We start from the raw sequence: 18766 nt of genomic DNA, 5'->3' as shown, positions 1-18766 counted from the left end.
TCAGTGCATGCGTGCCGCAGCAGTGCAGTCCCGCACCCTGGAGGAGAGCCATCGTGCCTCGTACCGTCAGGGACGTCGTCTTCGTCGACGGCGTCCGCACCCCGTTCGGCAAGGCGGGCCCGAAGGGCATCTACCACGAGACCCGTGCCGACGACCTTGTCGTGAAGGCGATCCGGGAGCTGCTGCGCCGCAACCCCGGTCTCGACCCCAAGCAGATCGACGAGGTCGCCATCGCCGCGACCACGCAGATCGGTGACCAGGGCCTCACCCTCGGCCGCACGGCCGGCATCCTCGCGGGTCTGCCGCAGTCGGTGCCCGGCTACTCGATCGACCGGATGTGCGCCGGCGCGCTGACCGCCGTGACGTCCGTCGCCGGTTCGATCGCCTTCGGTGCCTACGACGCCGTCATCGCCGGTGGTGTCGAGCACATGGGCCGCCACCCGATGGGCGAGGGCGTCGACCCGAACCCGCGGTTCGTCAGCGAGAAGCTGGTCGACGAGTCCGCCCTGTTCATGGGCATGACCGCCGAGAACCTGCACGACCGCTACCCGACCATCACCAAGCAGCGCGCCGACGAGTACGCCGTGCGCTCGCAGGAGAAGGCCGCGAAGGCGTACGCCAACGGCAAGATCCAGGCCGACCTGGTGCCGGTCTCGGTGCGCCGCACCAACCCGGAGGCCGGTGAGACGGGCTGGGGCCTGGTCACCGCCGACGAGCCGATGCGCCCGGGTACGACGCTGGAGAACCTCTCCGGCCTCAAGACCCCGTTCCGCGTCCACGGCCGGGTCACCGCCGGTAACGCGGCCGGTCTGAACGACGGCGCCACCGCGTCGATCATCGCGTCCGAGGACTTCGCCCGGGAGAACAACCTCCCGGTGAAGATGCGCCTGGTCTCCTACGCCTTCGCGGGCGTCGAGCCGGAGGTCATGGGCTACGGCCCGATCCCGGCGACCGAGAAGGCTCTCGCCAAGGCGGGCCTGTCGATCGAGGACATCAACCTCTTCGAGATCAACGAGGCCTTCGCGGTCCAGGTGCTCGCCTTCCTGGAGCACTACGGCATCGCGGACGACGACGCGCGCGTCAACCAGTACGGCGGCGCCATCGCCTACGGTCACCCGCTCGCCTCCTCCGGCGTCCGTCTGATGACGCAGCTGGCCCGCCAGTTCGAGGAGCAGCCGGAGGTCCGTTACGGCCTCACCACCATGTGCGTCGGCTTCGGCATGGGCGCCACGGTGATCTGGGAGAACCCGCACCACAAGGACGCCGGAGGCAACAAGTGAGCACCGCTGAACTCCTGAAGGGCGCGGCCGAGCTGTTCCCCGACGAGGTCGTGACGTCGGCGCACGTACGCCACCTCGACCTGCCGTACGGCGCCGGGCGCTTCGCGCTCATCACGCTGGACAACGGCTTCGACCACACCAAGCCGACCACCTTCGGACCGCAGTCGCTGGCGAACCTCAACGCCGCCATCGACCAGGTCGAGAAGGAGGCCGCGGACGGCGACATCGTCGGCGTCGGAGTCACCGGCAAGCCGTTCATCTTCGCGGTCGGCGCCGACCTCAAGGGCGTCGAGCTGCTGAAGAACCACGACGACGCGCTCGCCATCGGCAAGGGCGGCCACGAGGTCTTCAAGCGCCTCGCGGGCCTCGCGGTGCCGACCTTCGCGTACTACAACGGCGCGGCCATGGGCGGCGGCGTCGAGGTCGGTCTGCACTGCAAGTACCGGACCGTCTCCAAGGCCCTCCCGGCCTTCTCGCTCCCCGAGGTCTTCCTCGGTCTGGTCCCCGGCTGGGGCGGCTGCACGATCCTGCCGAACCTGATCGGCGCCGACAAGGCCGTCTCGGTGATCATCGAGAACAGCCTCAACCAGAACAAGCAGCTCAAGGGCCAGCAGGTCTTCGACCTGGGCATCGCCGACGCCATCTTCGAGGGCGCCGACTTCCTGGAGCAGTCGCTGATCTGGACCGCCCAGGTGCTGAAGGGCGACGTCGAGGTCGAGCGCCCGGTCATCGACCGCGGTGAGGCCTGGGACCAGGCCGTCGCCAAGGGCCGCTTCATCGCGGACTCCAAGGTGCACGGTGCCGCTCCGGCCGCCTACCGTGCCCTGGACATCATCGCCGCCGCCAAGAACGGCGACCTGCAGCAGGGTTACGACGCCGAGGACAAGGCCCTCGCCGACCTGATCATGGGTGGCGAACTGCGCGCCGGCATCTACGCCTTCAACCTGGTGCAGAAGCGCGGCAAGCGTCCGGCCGGTGCCCCGGACAAGAACCTGGCCCGCCCGGTCACCAAGGTCGGTGTCGTCGGCGCCGGTCTGATGGCCTCCCAGCTCGCGCTGCTCTTCCTGCGCCGCCTCGAGGTGCCGGTCGTGCTGACCGACATCGACCAGGAGCGCGTCGACAAGGGTGTGGGCTACGTCCACGCCGAGATCGAGAAGCTGCTCGGCAAGGGCCGTATCAACCAGGACAAGGCCAACCGTCTCAAGGCCCTGGTCACCGGTGTGCTGGACAAGGCCGAGGGCTTCTCCGACGCCGACTTCATCATCGAGGCCGTCTTCGAGGAGATCGGCGTCAAGCAGCAGGTGTTCGCGGAGGTCGAGGCGGTCGCCCCGGCGCACGCGATCCTGGCGACGAACACCTCCTCCCTCTCCGTCTCGGAGATGGCGTCGAAGCTGAAGAACCCCGAGCGGGTCGTGGGCTTCCACTTCTTCAACCCGGTCGCGATCCTGCCGCTGCTGGAGATCGTCCGCGGTGAGCAGACCGACGACGCCTCGCTGGCCACGGCCTTCGCCGTCGCCAAGAAGCTGAAGAAGACCGCGGTTCTGGTGAAGGACGCCCCGGCGTTCGTCGTGAACCGCATCCTCACCCGCTTCATGGGCGAGATCCAGAACGTCATCGACGAGGGCACCTCGGTCGAGGTCGCGGAGAAGGCGGTGGAGCCCCTGGGCCTGCCGATGTCCCCGCTGGTCCTGCTCGAGCTGGTCGGTCCGGCGATCGGTCTGCACGTCTCGGAGACCCTCAACCGGGCCTTCCCGGACCGCTTCACGGTCTCCCCGAACCTCGCGGCCGTCGTCAAGGCGGGCAAGCGCGGCTTCTACGTGTACGACTCCGGCAAGCCGGAGCTGGACCCGGAGGTCGCCGCGCTGCTGAAGCAGGGCGATGTCGTCCTGACCGAGGAGCAGGTCCGCGAGCGCGTCCTGGACGCCGTCGCCCAGGAGATCGGGCTCATGCTCGACGAGGGCGTCGTCGCCGAGGCCCAGGACATCGACCTGTGCCTGATCACGGGCGCCGGCTGGCCCTTCCACCTGGGCGGCATCACGCCGTACCTGGACCGCGAGGGTGTCTCGGAGCGCGTGAACGGCAAGAAGTTCCTGGCGCCGGGCGTGGCTTCCGTGCCCGCGTAGGCGCTCCGCTGTGAACGCCGGTGCCTCGCATGCCAGTTGGTGTGCGAGGCACCGGCGTTCTCGCTCCTGGGGGCTGCGCCCCCAGACCCCCGTATCGGCCTGAACGGCCTGGTCCTCAAACGCCGGACGGGCTAAATCGTCCGCCACGCCGCCAACGCCAGGCCAGGCTCGTCCTTTTGCCGGGCCAGGCGCAGGACACCGTCCGGCGTCAGGGTCGCCGCCACCACGCGCCCCTCCGCGTCCTCCGCCACCGCGACCCGCGTACTCGCCGGGAGGGTCGGTCCCGACTCCGTCCACCACAGGCCCGCCGACTCCTGCTCCGTCGGATACGCGGCGAACGCCACCCGGCCGGAGGACGAGCGCTGGGCGAGCAGGGTGCAGTCGTGGCCGTCCAGGACGCAGCGGACGGCGGACACCGGACCCGGGCCCGCGGCGGCGAGCAGGGGCATCGGGTCACCGTCCGGCCGCCAGGCGTGGAGCGTGCCCTCGGGGTCCGCGAAGAAGAGGGTCGTGTGTTCCTTCGAGGTCGGCAGGGCGCTGAGGGTCCCGGGCGCGATCGGTACGGCCAAGGGGTCGGCCGCGATCGGGCGGCCGCCGGGTTCCTGCTGGAGCCAGCGCAGGACGCCGGTGGGGTTGGTGGCGTACACCTCGACCAGGCCCGACTCGGCGGTGAGGGCGACGAGTTCCTCGCCCACCTTGGAGCCCTTCAGATCGTGCCAGGCGTTCCAGCCGCCGCGTTCCTTCTGGTTGATGGTGTGGACGCCCTTGCCGCGATTGCGTACGAAGAGGTAGGCGCGGCCCTCCGTGTCGACGGCGACCGCCGGGGTGCCGGTGCGCTCGCCCTGCTTGTTGGGGTGGCCGATGGGGAGCCAGTCCAGGGCGGCGAGGAGCGGACGGAAGTGCGTGGAATGAACCAGGCCCGATTCGCCCGAACGGGTGGGCCGCCAGGCGACGAGATGGGCGTACCCGTCCGCGCCCCGGCCCAGGGCGAAGCCCGTCTGCACCTTCTGGTCACCGCCCACTCGGCGCGGTGCGTCCCAGGATCCGCCGGGGACCTGCTCCGCACGGCACAGGACGGCGTCCTGGGTGTGCCAGTAGACGCTGAGGCGGCCATCTCGACCGCGTATGAGCCAGTCGCCGTTCACCGGATCACTCTAAACGGGGGCGTCCCGGGCACCGCGTGCGACCCTGGGTCCATGGAGCCCGAGTTGCTTGTGATCGTCGATGCCGCGAACGTCGTCGGGTCGGTCCCGGACGGCTGGTGGCGGGATCGGAAGGGGGCGGCCGAGCGGCTCAGGGACCGGCTGGCGGCGGACGGGGTGCCGGGCCGGGCGGAGCCGGTGGAGATCGTGCTCGTGGTGGAGGGGGCGGCTCGGGGGGTCTCGTCGGTGGCGGGGGTGCGGGTGGAGTCCGCGCCGGGAAGCGGCGACGACCACATGGTGGGCCTGGTCGCCGGGCGGGCGGCGGAGCGTCCGTGCCTGGTGGTGACGGCGGACCGGGAACTGCGCAGGCGGGTCACGGAGCTGGGCGCGGAGGTGGCGGGGCCTCGGACGGTACGGCCGTGACTAGCGCGCTCGGGCGTGCAGTACGGCTCCGTCCACCACCGCGACCTCCTCGTACCCCTCCAGCAGCCGCCGTAGGGGCCTGATCCGGTCCGGGGCATACGGCTTGCCCCGGGAGTCGTCGACGATCAACTGGGGTGGGTGGGCGGTCATTTCCCGGTGGAGTGTGGTCCAGGCGCCCTCCATGGCATGCTTCTCGCCCACCCCTGGGCCGTCCCTGCCGCCGCTGTAGTTCGTCAGGAGACCCGCCGTCAGATAGCGGGTGGCCGGAGCGCGGTGCGCCAGCCAGTACGTCTCCGGGTGTATGCCCCACAGCAGGATCCGGTCGCCCGGTGCGGTGCGGTGGGCGATCGCGTCCGCCAGGCGCTGGGCGTGGGTCAGTTCCGGGCGGGGAGCCAGCAGGCCCCAGGTCAGGAACAGGGTGCAGCAGCAGGCCGAGGTCACGACCGCGCGCGTGCGGCGGGCCCGGGGCAGGGTCCGCAGCGCCGCCGTCGCCAACAGGGCCAGCGGCGGCGTCAGTTGCAGGTAGTAGTGGCCGAAGAAGTGGAAGCCCAGGACGACCGCGCCCGCCGACGACGCCAGCCACAGCCACAGGTCCGCCGAGCCCGTACGCGCCCGCACCACCGGCGGGAGCAGGCCCGCGCAGGCCACCGTCAGGATCGCCGTGTTCGTCAGGGCCCTTGCCAGGACGTGGAGTTCGGAACCCGTGAAGGACGCGTACGCGCCCGATCCCGTGACCGTCCAGAACAGGAAGCCCTCCGGGTCGGTCAGCACCGCCGCCGTCAGTACCGGCGCCGCCGCCCCGGCCCCGAGCCGCAGCAGCCCGCCCCAGGACGCCCCGCACAGCCACAGCACAGGCAACAGGACCGCCCCGCCGGTCTGCTTGGCGAGGAACGCGCAGCCGACCGCCGTACCCGCCGCGACCCAGCGCCCGCGGTCCGCGCACCACAGGGCGGCCGCCGTGCACGGCAGCATGAACACCTCGAAGCCGGCCGCCTGCGCGTCCTCGGGGTTCAGGCCGACGGAGATCAGCAGATACAGGACTCCGGCGGTGCGGCCCGCCGAATCTCCCCAGCGGCGGCGGGCCAGTGCGGCGAGGAGGGCCGCGGTCAGCAGCTGGGCCAGTACGGCCAGCAGCCGCACCGACACCAGCGAATCCGAGCCCGCCAGCGCGAACGCCCCCTGGTACAGCCACGGAACGAGCGGGGGCTTGCGGTCCACGACCGTCTCGTACAGCTCCCCGCCGTGGGCCAGCATGCGCGCCTGTACGGCCAGATAGCCCTCGTCGGGGTTCCAGAGGGGCTGGGCGAAGGACGGGACGCGGGTGAGGCACGCCAGGACCGTCAGCAGGGGCAGCAGGCGGCGCCAGTAGCCGTGGCCGACTCGCGGTGCGGTGACGGAGCGTTGCGGGGCGAGGGGCTCGGCGTACATGGAATTAACGCTATCCGGCCCCGCAGTCCCTGACTTAGCGGGACATACGGGGCCGGAGCGTTCGGTGCGTCAGTTACTCTTCGTCACCCCGCGGCGGCTTCATGATCTGGCCGACCGTGGTCTCCTCGTGGCGTCCGAGACGGCTGTGGCCGCGGCCGTAGAGGAAGTACACGAAGAAGCCGGCGGCCATCCAGATGCCGAACCGGACCCAGGTCTCGGCGGGCAGGTTGATCATCAGCCAGAGGGAGGCGAGGACCGACAGGATCGGGATGAACGGCACCCATGGGGTGCGGAAGGCCCGGTGCAGGTCGGGGCGGGTCCGACGGAGGATGATCACGCCGATCGCGACGACCACGAAGGCGAACAGGGTGCCGATGTTCACCAGGGCCGCGAGTTCGGTCAGCGGGGTGAAGCCGGCGAGGATCGCGATGATCACGCCGAGCAGGATGGTCGGCCGGTGCGGGGTCCTGAACCTCGGGTGGACATGGGAGAAGAAGCGGGGCAGCAGTCCGTCGCGGCTCATCGCGAAGAACACCCGGGTCTGGCCGAGGAGCAGGATCATGCAGACCGTCGTCAGGCCGACCGCCGCGCCGAAGCTGATGAAGCCCGCGAACCAGGGGTGTCCCGTGTCCTTGAACGCGTCGGCGAGCGGGGCGTCCACGGACAGTCGGCTGTAGTGCTGCATACCGGTGACGACGATCGACACGGCGACGTACAGCGTGGTGCAGATGAGGAGGGAACCGATGATGCCGCGCGGCATGTCGCGCTGCGGGTTCTTGGTCTCCTCGGCTGCCGTGGCCACGACGTCGAAGCCGATGAAGGCGAAGAACACGACCGAGGCGGCCGTGAAGATGCCCATCACGCCGAAGTTGGAGGGCGCCCAGCCGAACATCAGCTGGATCAGTGGGGCCTGGAGACTCTCTCCGGCCTCCACTGCCTGCTGCTTCGGGATGAAGGGGTCGTAGTTGTCGCCGTCGATGAGGAACGCGCCCGCGATGATCACGGTCAGGACGACGGTCACCTTGATGGCGACGACGAGGGACGTGATGCGCGCGGACAGCTTCATGCCGAGCACGAGGATGAAGGTGAGGACGAGGACGAGCGCGGCGGCGAGGATGTCGAAGCCGAACTCGCCGGCGCCCTCCCGGCTGCCCAGGGCCACGGGCATCTCCCAGCCCGCGTTGTCCATGAGCGACTGGACATAGCCGGACCAGCCGACGGCCACCACCGCCGTACCGAGCGCGAACTCCAGGACCAGGTCCCAGCCGATGATCCAGGCGGGCAGCTCTCCGAGGGAGGCGTACGAGAAGGTGTAGGCGGACCCGGCAACCGGGACCGTGGAGGCGAACTCGGCGTAGCAGAGCGCGGCGAGCGCGCAGGCGACGCCGGCGGCGACGAAGGCCAGCGCGACGGCCGGCCCGGCGTTGTTCTTGGCGACGGTGCCGGTCAGGACGAAGATTCCGGTGCCGATGATGACACCGACGCCGAAGACCGTCAGATCGAGCGCGGACAAGGACTTCTTGAGCGCGTGCTCGGGCTCCTCGGTATCGAGGATGGACTGCTCGACCTTCTTCGTCCGGAAGAGGGTGTTGCTCACGGGCGTACCTCCCACGCTTGTCGTCCTCGACATGATCGAGAGGGGGCGTGGTGCGTATGCCCGGACACCGGCGATGTCACACGGATGGGCCGGTTCCACCACCGTTTAGGAGGGTGGGACCGGCCCATTCGGCGGTACGTCAGTCGCGGGCGGGCTCCACCGAGTCGACCTCGGCCGGATTGCGGTCGTAGCGTCCGTCCAGCTTGGACACGAGGCCGGTGACCTGGCGGGCGATGTCGGGGGCGGTCAGGCCGATCTCGGCCATCACCTCGGCGCGCGAGGCGTGGTCGAGGAAGCGCGGCGGGATGCCGAAGTCGCGCAGCGGGACATCGACACCGGCGTCGCGCAGCGCCTGGGCGACGGCGGAGCCGACGCCGCCGACGCGGGAGTTGTCCTCGACGGTGACGACCACGCGGTGCCGCTCCGCAAGGGGGGCCATGGCCTCGTCGACGGGCTTGACCCAGCGCGGGTCGACGACGGTGGTGGAGATGCCCTGCCGGTCGAGGAGGGCGGCGATCTCCAGGCACATGGGGGCGAGGGCGCCCACGGAGACGAGCAGCACGTCGGGCCGGTCGGTGCCGGGCTCGCGCAGCACGTCCATGCCGCCGACGCGGCCCACGGCGGGTACGGCGGGGCCGACGGCGCCCTTGGAGAAGCGGACCACGGTCGGCGCGTCCTTGACCTCGACGGCCTCACGGAGCTGGGCGCGGACCTGGTCGGCGTCGCGCGGGGCGGCGAGCCTGAGGCCGGGGACGACCTGGAGGATCGACATGTCCCACATGCCGTTGTGGGAGGCGCCGTCGGTGCCGGTGACCCCGGCGCGGTCCAGGACGAAGGTCACCCCGCACTTGTGCAGGGCCACGTCCATCAGGACCTGGTCGAAGGCGCGGTTGAGGAAGGTGGCGTAGACGGCGAAGACGGGGTGCACTCCGCCGGTGGCGAGGCCTGCCGCGGAGACGGCGCCGTGCTGCTCGGCGATGCCGACGTCGTAGACGCGGTCGGGGAAGGCCTTGGCGAACTTGTCGAGGCCGACCGGCTGGAGCATGGCGGCGGTGATGGCGACGATGTCCTCGCGCTCCTTGCCGAGCGCGACCATCTCGGCGCCGAAGACGGAGGTCCAGTCGGCGCCGGAGGAGGCGATCGGCAGGCCCGTGTCGGGGTGGATCTTGCCTACGGCGTGGAAGCGGTCGGCCTCGTCCTGGAGGGCGGGCTGGTAGCCGCGACCCTTCTCGGTGAGGCAGTGCACGATGACGGGGCCGCCGAAGCGCTTGGCGCGGGCGAGGGCCGACTCCAGGGCCTCGATGTCGTGGCCGTCGATGGGGCCGACGTACTTCAGGCCGAGGTCCTCGAACATGCCCTGGGGGGCGATGAAGTCCTTCAGGCCCTTCTTGGCGCCGTGCAGGGTCTCGTAGAGCGGCTTGCCGACGACGGGGGTGCGCCCCAGGAGGTCCTTGCCGCGGGCCAGGAAGCGCTCGTAGCCGTCGGTGGTGCGCAGGGTCGCCAGGTGGTTGGCGAGGCCGCCGATGGTCGGCGCGTAGGAGCGCTCGTTGTCGTTGACGACGATGACCAGGGGGCGGTCCTTGGCGTCGGCGATGTTGTTCAGCGCCTCCCAGGCCATACCGCCGGTGAGGGCGCCGTCACCGATCACGGCGACGACATGGTCGTCGCGTTTGCGGATCTGGTTGGCCTTGGCGAGGCCGTCGGCCCAGCCGAGGACCGTCGAGGCGTGGCTGTTCTCGATGACGTCGTGCTCGGACTCGGCCTGCGAGGGGTAGCCGGACAGGCCGCCCTTCATCTTCAGCTTGGAGAAGTCCTGCCGGCCGGTGAGCAGCTTGTGGACGTAGGACTGGTGGCCCGTGTCCCACAGCACCTTGTCCTTGGGCGACTCGAAGACCCGGTGCAGGGCGATGGTCAGCTCCACCACACCGAGATTGGGGCCGAGGTGGCCGCCGGTCTTGGAGACGGCGTCGACGAGGAAGGTCCGGATCTCCTCTGCCAGCTGGTCCAGCTGCTCCAGGCTGAGCCGGTCCAGATCGCGCGGTCCCCTGATGCGGGTCAGCAGCGGCACCCGTGCCTCCTTGCAGTAGAGCTGTTCGAGCTGTTGCCGGGCTTGTCGAGTCTAATGTTCCGTCTTTGCGGACTGCGCCCGGGCGGTGCGTCGTACGTCACGCGATCGGCTGTACCCACGATCAGGCGTTCCTACGACATGACTGTTGCCCGGTACCCCCATTGGTACCGGGCAACAGGTCTACCTGACGCGCTAGGCGCGACCGGCGGTCTTCTGCGTCTTGCGGGTGACCGCGTCGATGACGACGGTCGCCAGCAGCACGCCACCGGTGATCATGTACTGGACCGGGGAGGCGATGCCCTCCAGGGCCAGGCCGTACTGGATCGAGACGATCACGAGGACACCGAGCAGGGCGTTCCAGGTGCGGCCCCGGCCACCGAACAGCGAGGTGCCACCGATGACGGCCGCCGCGATGGCGTTCATCAGCAGGTCACCGGCGCCGGCGCCCTGGTTCGCCGAGGCGATCTTGGACGCGATGAACAGACCGCCGATGGCGGCGAAGGTGCCGGAGATCGCGAAGACCGAGATCCGGACCATCTCCACGTTGATACCGGCACGGCGGGACGCCTCGACGCTGCCGCCGAGCGCGAACACCTTGCGGCCGTAGGAGGTGCGGCGCAGGACGAAGTCCGTGAGCAGCAGGACCGCGATGAAGAGCACCACGGCCAGCGGCAGGCCCCTGTGCGAGTTGAAGACCATGGCCGCGGCGAAGGAGACGACCGCCAGCAGCACGGTGCGCAGGATGGTGTCGCTCAGCGGCCGGGACGGCACGCCCGCGGCCTCGCGGCGGCGGTTGTCGTAGAAGGAGCTGAGGAAGTACAGCGCGGTCGCGGCGATGGCGAGACCGTAGGCGGCGGCCACATCGGAGAAGTAATAGCTGGTCAGCTTGCCCACGAGGCCTTCGCTGTCCAGGTTGATGGTGCCGCTGTCGCCCAGGATCTTGAGCATGAAGCCGTTCCAGAACAGCAGACCGGCCAGGGTCACGGCGAAGGCAGGGACGCCGATCTTCGCGAAGAAGAAGCCGTGGATGGCGCCGGCGGCCGTGCCGGTGAGGATGGCGAGCACAAAGGCGAGCCACTCGTTCATGCCGTTGGTGACGTTCAGCACCGCGAAGCTGGCGCCCGCGACACCGGAGACCGAGCCGACCGACAGGTCGATCTCGCCCAGCAGCAGGACGAACACGATGCCGACGGCGATCATGCCCGTGCCGACCATGGCGACGGAGATGTCGGAGAGGTTGCCGGCGGTGAGGAAGTTGGAGTTCAGGCTCTGGAAGATGATCCAGATGATGGCCAGACCGATGACGACCGGGATGGAGCCCAGGTCACCGGCCTTCATCTTGCGCTTGAACTCGGAGACGTAGCCCGCGAGGCCCTGCTCGCGCACGAGCAGCCGGGGGTCGACGACGGTGACGGCCGCGGCCGCCGCTTCGGGGTTCTCCACCGCGTGGTCTTCGGGCGGCGTGGAAGTCTTGTCGATGCTGCTCACTTCTTGATCTCCCCATTGGAGCGCGCCGCACGACGGGTCACGGCGTTGTCCGTGGCGCCGGTGATGGCGGAGATGATCTCTTCCTGCGAGGTCGACTTGACCTCGAAGACGCCGTTGTTGCGCCCGAGGCGCAGGACGGCGACCTTGTCGGCCACCGCCTTCACATCCGCCATGTTGTGGCTGATGAGGATGACGGCGTGCCCGCGCTCGCGCAGTCGCTCCACGAGGTCGAGGACCTGGGCGGTCTGCTCGACGCCGAGGGCGGCGGTGGGCTCGTCGAGGATGACCAGCTTGGGCTCGCCCAGCATGGAGCGGGCGATGGCGACCGTCTGACGCTGACCGCCGGAGAGCGAGGCGATCGGGATACGGACGCTGGGGATGCGGATCGACAGCGTGTCCAGCAGCTCGCGGGAGCGGCGCTCCATCTCGACCTCGTCCAGGATGCCGCGCTTGCGGACTTCCCGGCCCAGGTAGAGGTTGCCGACGACATCGATGTTGTCGCACAGCGCGAGGTCCTGGTAGACCGTCGCGATGCCCAGGTTCTGGGCGTCGTGCGGCCTGTTGATCGTTACGGACTTGCCCTCCCACTCGATGACACCGTCATCGATGGGATGCACGCCGGCGATCGTCTTGACCAGCGTGGACTTTCCGGCGCCGTTGTCGCCGACCAGGGCGACCACCTCACCGGCGTGGACCTCAAGCTCTACGTCGGTGAGCGCCTGAACGGCACCGAATCGCTTGGAGACCCCGCGCAACGCCAGCACGGGCGTAGCGGACACGTGAACCATCTCCTTCGCCGCCTGACCCGGCGGGAGGTTGTGCAGAAAAAGTAGGGGGTTTCGGAGTTCCGTCCGGCGCCCCGCGCCGAGCTTGCGGGGCTGTCGAGTGCGCGAGGCGCCGGAGGAAGCCTGGAGCTCAAGTCCCGTAAGGGAATTCAAGGACGAATTCCCTTACATGGAAAGGGACTTGCGGCTACTTACTCGAGGCCGATCTTCTCGCAGGCCGCCTTGTACTTGGCGGTGCAGATCTCCGCGACCGTGTAGACGCCGTCCTTGATGACGGTGTCCTGGATGTTGTCCTGGGTCAGCGAGGTGACGTCGACCAGGACGGACGGGATGCCCTTGTTGGTGGGGCTGTCGACCTTGTCCTGGGCGACGGAGTCGAGCGACTTGCCCTGGGCGAGCGCGACGGCCATCTCGGCGGCGGCGTCGGCCTCGGGGGCGTACGGCTTGTAGACGCTCATGTACTGCTCACCCGTGACGATGCGCTGCACACCCGCGAGCTCGGCGTCCTGGCCGGTCACCGGGACGTCGTCGATGCCGGCGGCCTTGAGGGCGGTGATGATGCCGCCGGCCATGCCGTCATTGGCGGAGTAGACGCCGATGACCTTGTCCTTGCCGATGGAGGAGATCGCGCCCTCCATGTTGGCGTTGGCGTTCTCCGGCTTCCACTCCTTGGTGTCGTACTCCTTGCCGATGTTCACCTTGCCGTCGAGGACGGAGTGCGCGCCCTCCTTGAACTGGGCGGCGTTCGGGTCGGTGGAGGAGCCGTTCATCATGACGATCTGGCCGTCCTTGGCCTTGTCGCCAAGGGCCTCCAGGAGGGCCTCGCCCTGGGTCTTGCCCACCGTCACGTTGTCGAAGGACGTGTAGGCGTCGATCGGGCCCTGCGCCAGGCGGTCGTAGGCGACGACCGGGATGCCGGCGTCCTTGGCCTTCTGCACGGAGGACTTGATGGCCGCGGAGTCCACCGCGTCCAGGATGATCACGTCCACCTTGTTGGTGATCATCGAGTCGACCTGCTGGCTCTGCTGGCTGGCGTCCTGCTTGGCGTTGGCGTAGATGACCTCGCCCTTGCCGTTCGTGAGCTCGCCGACCTTCTTCTCGATGAGCGGGCGGTCGAACTTCTCGTAACGCGCGGTCTGGTTCTCCGGAAGGAGGAGGCCGACCTTGATGTCGTCGCCCTTCTTGGCGCCCGACGTGGTGGATCCGTTGTCGCCCGCTTCATCGGCGCTGCCACAGGCGGCCAGCGAGACGGCCATAGCACCTGCGGCAACGGCAACAGCGGCACGACGCATACGCGTGTTCACTTCAGAAACCTCCCTGACGAGGCCGCGTCGTTGCGGCCGAGGTGGCTGGAAGTCAACTCGGCCACGCGTGCGACGTCAAGAAGTAAATCCTTAACGGGTTGGCAACGGTGCCATCCGTTCTCTAAGTGAAGGCGGGTGCCGCTGCATGCAGGGTGCCGTCCAAAAGTGTCGAATCGCCCATCTCGCTGAGTGCGAGAGCGAGCGCTCCGAGCACTTCCGCGCGGCCTCCAAGGGCCCCTGGAAGAACGGAGAGTTGACGTGCTGCGCTGGGGATCGCGTACCGGCTCACGGACTCTCTGATGGGTCCGAGAACCAGCTCGCCGGCCTCCGCGAGATCACCGCCGAGGACCACCCGGCTCGGGTTCAGAAGATTGCAGAGATTGGCCACTCCACTGCCGATATGGCGGCCGACGTCGGCGATCACCCGACGGCAGCCCGGGTCTCCGTCCCTGGCCAGCCGTACGACACCCTCCATGGTCAGATCGTTGCCGTGACTGGGCTGGAGCAGCGGGAGCACATAGCGCGCGGCTGTGAAGGTCTCCAGGCAGCCACGGTTTCCACAACGGCAGACCGGGCCGGACTCGTCAAGTGTAATATGTCCGATTTCTCCGGCTGTGCCGCCGGGACCTCGGTAGATCTTGCCGCTGATGACAAGCCCGGCACCGACACCGCTCGCGACCTTGATGTACGCCAGATCCCGCACCCCACGGCCACTCCCCCAGACCATCTCGCCGAGGGCTCCGAGGTTGGCGTCGTTGTCCACATGGACGGGCACGCCGAGCCGTCCGCGCAGCTCCTCGGCGGGTTTGGTGCCGGTCCAGCCCGGCAGGATCGCGGTCGAGCCCAGGGTCCCGGACTCCACGTCGATCGGTCCGGGCACGCCAAGACCCACGCCCGCGATCTTCGAGCGGTCCACTCCGGTCGCCGCGATCAGGCGGTTGACCAGCTCTTCCGCCCGGTCGAAGCCCTGCGTCGAGGAGGCGTCCACATCCAGCGGCTCGGACTCCTCCGCCAGCACCTGATGGGCGAGATTGCCGACCGCGACCCGCAGATGGGTGTGCCCGAAGTCGATGCCGATGACAATGCCGGCGTCCCCGCTCAAGGAGACGCTGCGGGCCCGGCGGCCGCCCGCCGAAGTGGGCGTGACCTCGACGGTTCCGCCGTCCTTCAGTTCCCGGACGATATTGGATACCGTCGCCGCCGACAGACCCGTCGTCCTGGCGATCTCCGCCTGGGTGAGCGAACCCGCCAGCCGCACGGCCCGGACGACCCGCTCCAGGTTGGCTCGGTGCAGCGACGACTGCGACCCCGGAGTCTCCACGACGACCTCCTGCGCGCGGGACCGCTTCAGTGAGGCCCCGTCTATGTCCAACTAGTGAACTCTAAGCTGAGCCGTTCGGGTTGCCTCCCGTCAAGAGGTTGAACAGTATCCGGGGCGCAGCACACACCGACACACGCCGCTCCCAGGGGCGGGAACGGCGTGCGTACGACTGACTGCCGAGGGTTACTTCGAGGCTTACTTCAAGGTCGCGGAGGTAAGACCCGCCTGCACCTGACGCTGGAACGACAGGTACACGACCAGCATGGGGATCATCGCGATGGTCACGCCCGCGAAGAGCACCGGAAGGTCGGAGGCGTACCCCTGCTGCTGTTGGAGCTGGATGAGCCCCTGGGTCAGGACATAGCGCTCTGGATCGTCCCCGCTCTGCGGCTGCATCAGCACCGTCGGCAGGATGAACTGGTTCCACTGGCCGAGGGTGTTGAAGATGCCGACGCTGAGCAGTCCCGGCTTCGCCATCGGCATCATGACCTGGAAGAAGGTCCGGGTGTGCGAGGCGCCGTCCAGGATCGCCGCCTCGAACACCGCCGAGGGCAGGGTCCGGAAGAAGGCGTGCATGAAGAACACCGTGAACGGCATCGAGTAGGCGATGTACACCAGGATCAGGCCCTGGTAGGTGTTCAGCATGTCCAGCCGTTTGACCATGAAGAACAGCGGGACCAGCGCCAGGAACACCGGGAACATGGCGCCCGCGACGAAGAAGTAGTACAGGAACCTGTTGCCCCAGAACTGGTAGCGGGCCAGTACGTACGCCGCCATGGAGCCGAGCAGCATGGTCAGCGGCACCGAGAAGATCAGCACGATCACGGTGTTGAGGAAGTAGTCCCCGATGCCCTTGTCCCAGGCCCGGGAGAAGACGTCCAGGGACCAGTTCTCGGGCCAGCCGAAGGCCGAGGAGCCGATCTGGACGTCGGACTTGAAGGAGCTGAGCACCAGCCACAGCAGCGGCAGCACGATCAGCAGCGCCCACAGGGCGAGAAAGCCGTGCGAGAAGACGTTCAGTACGACGCCCTCGCTGCGTTCGTCGCCCGGGCGGGCCGTGGTCTTGTGCACCGGCGGCCGGCCGGTGGGGGGCGCGGATTCCTTGATGGGTGCGCTCATCGTTGTCGTCTCTCCCCGCTCAGAACTCGATGCGCTCGCGGCGGGTGGCGCGCAGCGTGACCACGGACACGATCAGGGTGAGCAGCAGCATGATGACGCCCATGGCACAGGCGTAGCCGCTCTTTCCGTACAGCAGGAAGTTCCGCATCATCACCGTCGCCATGACCTCGCTGTGGTGATCGGGGCCGCCGCCGTAGTCACCGGAGGTCATGGTGGTGACCAGGATGAACATGTCCATCGCGGCGATACCGAGGTAGACCCAGGCGGTCTGCACGGAGTCCCACAGCAGCGGCAGGGTGATGCGGAAGAAGGTGTGGGCCCGGCCCGCGCCGTCGATCAGCGCGGCCTCGTAGATGTCACGGGGGATGGACTGCATGGCGGCGGAGAACAGCACCAGGTAGAAGCCGACGCCGTGCCAGACGACGACCGCGATCAGCGCCCACAGCACGATGTTGGGCTCGTTGAGCCATTCGACGGGGCTGTTCTCGTCGACCAGGCCGAGCTTGATCAGGGCGCCGTTGAGCATGCCGCCGCCGTCACTGCGGTACACGGCTCCGAACAGCACCGCGAGGATCGCCAGCGACAGGACCTGCGGGAAGAAGTAGACGACCTTGTAGAACCAGGAGCCCGCCACCCCCGAGACCCCGCCGGCCCGCCCGCGCCCGCCCGCGTTCAGCATGAACGCGAAGAACAGCGCCAGCAGGATCGTGATCGCCGGGATGAAGATCAGGAACAGGATGTTGTGCCAGATCGCCCCCATGAAGATGTCGTCCTTGAACAACGCGGTGTAGTTGTCCAGGCCGACGAAGTTGAACGTCTGCGACTGCCCTTTCCAGTCGGTCAGCGAATAGCCGAACGTCTGGATGTACGGCCAGATCACAAAGATCACATAGAGCGCCACGGGAGCGAACAGAAATCCCGCGACGAACCGGTGCTGCCCTTTACGCATAGGCGTTTTCCTGCCCCTGAAGTCCCGTTCCGGGCCGGTGATGTCCGGCCCGGAACGCGGTCGGTCGAGCGAGATCAGTCCCGGCGGTTGTTCTTGGAAGCCGGGTCCTTGGCCTGCTTGTCCACCGCCGCCTGCGCCCGCTTCAGCCACTCCTTGGGCTGAATACGCTTGGCCATCAGCTCATTGGACGCGTTCTCGATGGCCGTGCCCATCTCGCTGTACCACTCCGTGTACAGGAACCGGAAGGTGTTGTCACCGGCGGCCTTCGAAGCCTCCACCGTCGACTGAGTACCGGGCCGCAGCTGGACACTGGAGTCGACTCCGTCCTGAAGGATCGTCAGCGAGTTCGCCTCCTTCGCGAACAGCGTCGACCACTCCTTGGACAGCATCATCCGCATGAACTCCTTGGCCGCGGGCAGGTTCTTCGCCTTGGCCGGGATGATGAACGGCTCCCCGGAGCCGGCCCGGATCGCCTCGAACGGCAGCTTGCTGTCCGGCAGCAGCGGCATCGGCAGGAACTTCATGTCGAAGTCCTCCGGCGTCTGCTTCAGCTGCTCGTTCTCCAGCCAGGAACCGCTGGTGATAAAGGCCGCCTTGTACTGGTTCCACCGGGTCTGCGACTCGGTGTGCGTCAGGCCGTTGGTGCCGGGCATCAAGTAGCCCTTTTCGACGACCTCGTAGACCGCCTCGATGGCAGCCGTCGCGGCGTCGGAACCCACGAACGCGTTGGGTTCGAGGTTGTCGATCGCCTTCATGGCATCCAGACCGCCGGTCTTGGCGATCAGGTCCATGATGGCGACATTGATGTAGTACGGGTACTTGCCCTGGTGCGCGAGGCCCCCGATGCCCTGGGACTTGGCGTCCTTGCAGATGGCGAGGAAGTCGTCCCAGGTCTGGGGCGCCTCCCAGCCCTTCTCCTCGAAGAGCTTGCCGGAGTACCAAAGGCCCCACACCGTGTAGATGTAGTTGAGCGCGACGACCTTGCCGCTCTGCATGCCCGCGTCCAGCGTGCCCGGGATCAGGGTGTCGCGGACCTTCTTGCTCGGGTCGTCGATCGACGGGGAGTTCAGGACCTCGGCGAGGTCGAGGAGCTGGCCGTTCTTGTGGAGCACGTCGATCGGGATCTGCTGGGCGCCCGAATCGTCCACGATGTCCGGCGGGTTGCCGGCGTTGAAGCGCGGCTGGAGCTTGCCGGTGATCTCCTGGGTGCCGGTGTGGGTGGAGGTGACGCCCCACTTCTTCTTGAAGGACGCCTCCCACGCCTTGGCGTAGTCGTCGCCGTAGCCGCCCTTGAAGACGACGACATCGAGCTTGCTGCCGTCCTTCACGCCGAACGGGTTCGACTCGGACGTCTTGCCCTCGGTGTCGTTGTCGGACTCATCGCCTCCGCCGCCGCTCGCGCAGGCGGACAGGAAGCTCATGGTGGGTACGGAGATCAGACCGAGTGCGGCGGACCGCTTGATCAGATCGCGGCGGTTGGTGCCCCCGTTTGTGCTGTTCGGGTCGGAAGTGGATCCCATGCTCAAGTCCTCGCCTTCTCCAGGACTCAGGCGGTGTACCGGATCCTCCCGGGCACCGCGGTCAGGTCAAGCAGGGTCGTGCAGGAAGTACCGTGAATCGCCGACAGGTATAGTCCACTTCCCGCCAACGGAGCAAGATCGAATGCAAGGTTGGCCATTGGTCTTTTCCGAGTTGAGACCTCTCGGAAATATGAGCGGCCCGTGCACCGCCTGGCGGAA

At 68.2% G+C, this 18766-nt stretch carries 14 protein-coding genes; 3 read left to right on the top strand and 11 right to left on the bottom strand.

Annotated features, from left to right (window positions below; translation table 11 throughout):
- Window positions 1–53 precede the first annotated feature (53 nt).
- Together OHT76_RS32475 and OHT76_RS32470 are read left to right on the top strand one after the other, a co-directional pair.
- Complete coding sequence (locus tag OHT76_RS32475; RefSeq protein ID WP_328874398.1) at window positions 54–1280, top strand: thiolase family protein; 1227 nt, start codon at window positions 54–56, stop codon at window positions 1278–1280.
- Complete coding sequence (locus tag OHT76_RS32470; RefSeq protein ID WP_328874397.1) at window positions 1277–3403, top strand: 3-hydroxyacyl-CoA dehydrogenase NAD-binding domain-containing protein; 2127 nt, start codon at window positions 1277–1279, stop codon at window positions 3401–3403. The genes OHT76_RS32475 and OHT76_RS32470 overlap by 4 nt, the downstream gene beginning before the upstream one ends.
- Before the next feature lie 131 nt (window positions 3404–3534).
- On the opposite strand, the gene OHT76_RS32465 is transcribed toward OHT76_RS32470, so the two are convergent.
- Window positions 3535–4548 carry a hypothetical protein gene (locus OHT76_RS32465; RefSeq protein WP_328874396.1) on the bottom strand — a complete coding sequence of 338 codons (1014 nt, stop codon included), beginning with the start codon at window positions 4546–4548 and terminating at the stop codon, window positions 3535–3537.
- Between the two features lie 51 nt (window positions 4549–4599).
- On the opposite strand from OHT76_RS32465, the gene OHT76_RS32460 reads away from it, so the two are divergent.
- Window positions 4600–4968 (top strand): NTP pyrophosphohydrolase, encoded by a 369-nt coding sequence (locus OHT76_RS32460; protein ID WP_328874395.1) that lies wholly within the window; start codon window positions 4600–4602, stop codon window positions 4966–4968.
- Here OHT76_RS32460 and OHT76_RS32455 read toward each other — a convergent pair whose 3' ends face one another.
- From OHT76_RS32455 to ngcE, 10 genes are all read right to left on the bottom strand, one after another.
- Window positions 4969–6396, bottom strand: coding sequence for a glycosyltransferase family 39 protein (locus OHT76_RS32455; protein ID WP_328874394.1), 1428 nt, complete (start codon window positions 6394–6396; stop codon window positions 4969–4971).
- 73 nt (window positions 6397–6469) lie between these two features.
- Complete coding sequence (locus OHT76_RS32450) at window positions 6470–7993, bottom strand: amino acid permease (protein WP_328874393.1); 1524 nt, start codon at window positions 7991–7993, stop codon at window positions 6470–6472.
- Window positions 7994–8132: 139 nt separating this feature from the next.
- A complete protein-coding gene (gene dxs, locus OHT76_RS32445) occupies window positions 8133–10061 on the bottom strand; it encodes a 1-deoxy-D-xylulose-5-phosphate synthase (RefSeq protein ID WP_328874392.1) in 1929 nt (642 codons plus the stop codon).
- A gap of 192 nt (window positions 10062–10253) precedes the next feature.
- Window positions 10254–11549, bottom strand: a complete 1296-nt coding sequence (locus tag OHT76_RS32440) for a sugar ABC transporter permease (RefSeq protein ID WP_328874391.1) — start codon at window positions 11547–11549, stop codon at window positions 10254–10256.
- On the bottom strand, window positions 11546–12337 hold the full coding sequence (locus OHT76_RS32435; RefSeq protein ID WP_328874390.1) for an ATP-binding cassette domain-containing protein: 792 nt from the start codon (window positions 12335–12337) through the stop codon (window positions 11546–11548). Before OHT76_RS32435 ends, OHT76_RS32440 begins: the two co-directional genes overlap by 4 nt.
- Before the next feature lie 188 nt (window positions 12338–12525).
- Window positions 12526–13626: a substrate-binding domain-containing protein gene (locus tag OHT76_RS32430; protein ID WP_328876679.1), complete on the bottom strand. Its 1101-nt coding sequence runs from the start codon at window positions 13624–13626 to the stop codon at window positions 12526–12528.
- A gap of 133 nt (window positions 13627–13759) precedes the next feature.
- On the bottom strand, window positions 13760–14959 hold the full coding sequence (locus OHT76_RS32425) for an ROK family transcriptional regulator (protein ID WP_328876678.1): 1200 nt from the start codon (window positions 14957–14959) through the stop codon (window positions 13760–13762).
- A 195-nt stretch (window positions 14960–15154) separates the two neighbouring features.
- The gene (locus OHT76_RS32420; protein WP_328874389.1) at window positions 15155–16078 is read right to left on the bottom strand and encodes a carbohydrate ABC transporter permease; all 924 of its coding nucleotides are present in this window, start codon (window positions 16076–16078) and stop codon (window positions 15155–15157) included.
- Between the two features lie 19 nt (window positions 16079–16097).
- Window positions 16098–17027 carry a carbohydrate ABC transporter permease gene (locus OHT76_RS32415; RefSeq protein WP_328874388.1) on the bottom strand — a complete coding sequence of 310 codons (930 nt, stop codon included), beginning with the start codon at window positions 17025–17027 and terminating at the stop codon, window positions 16098–16100.
- Between the two features lie 74 nt (window positions 17028–17101).
- Window positions 17102–18547, bottom strand: a complete 1446-nt coding sequence (ngcE, locus tag OHT76_RS32410; RefSeq protein WP_328874387.1) for an N-acetylglucosamine/diacetylchitobiose ABC transporter substrate-binding protein — start codon at window positions 18545–18547, stop codon at window positions 17102–17104.
- Window positions 18548–18766 lie beyond the last annotated feature (219 nt).

This window comes from Streptomyces sp. NBC_00287, from assembly GCF_036173105.1.
Lineage (GTDB): Bacteria > Actinomycetota > Actinomycetes > Streptomycetales > Streptomycetaceae > Streptomyces.
This window is presented reverse-complemented; position numbering and strand designations above follow the sequence as displayed.

Coding starts and splice junctions, on each gene's coding strand:
- OHT76_RS32460 (WP_328874395.1), top strand. CDS start 4,600: ATGGAGCCCGAGTTGCTTGTGATCGTCGATGCCGCGAACGTCGTCGGG.
- OHT76_RS32455 (WP_328874394.1), bottom strand. CDS start 6,396: ATGTACGCCGAGCCCCTCGCCCCGCAACGCTCCGTCACCGCACCGCGA.
- OHT76_RS32435 (WP_328874390.1), bottom strand. CDS start 12,337: ATGGTTCACGTGTCCGCTACGCCCGTGCTGGCGTTGCGCGGGGTCTCC.
- OHT76_RS32430 (WP_328876679.1), bottom strand. CDS start 13,626: ATGCGTCGTGCCGCTGTTGCCGTTGCCGCAGGTGCTATGGCCGTCTCG.
- OHT76_RS32420 (WP_328874389.1), bottom strand. CDS start 16,078: ATGAGCGCACCCATCAAGGAATCCGCGCCCCCCACCGGCCGGCCGCCG.
- OHT76_RS32415 (WP_328874388.1), bottom strand. CDS start 17,027: ATGCGTAAAGGGCAGCACCGGTTCGTCGCGGGATTTCTGTTCGCTCCC.
- ngcE (WP_328874387.1), bottom strand. CDS start 18,547: ATGGGATCCACTTCCGACCCGAACAGCACAAACGGGGGCACCAACCGC.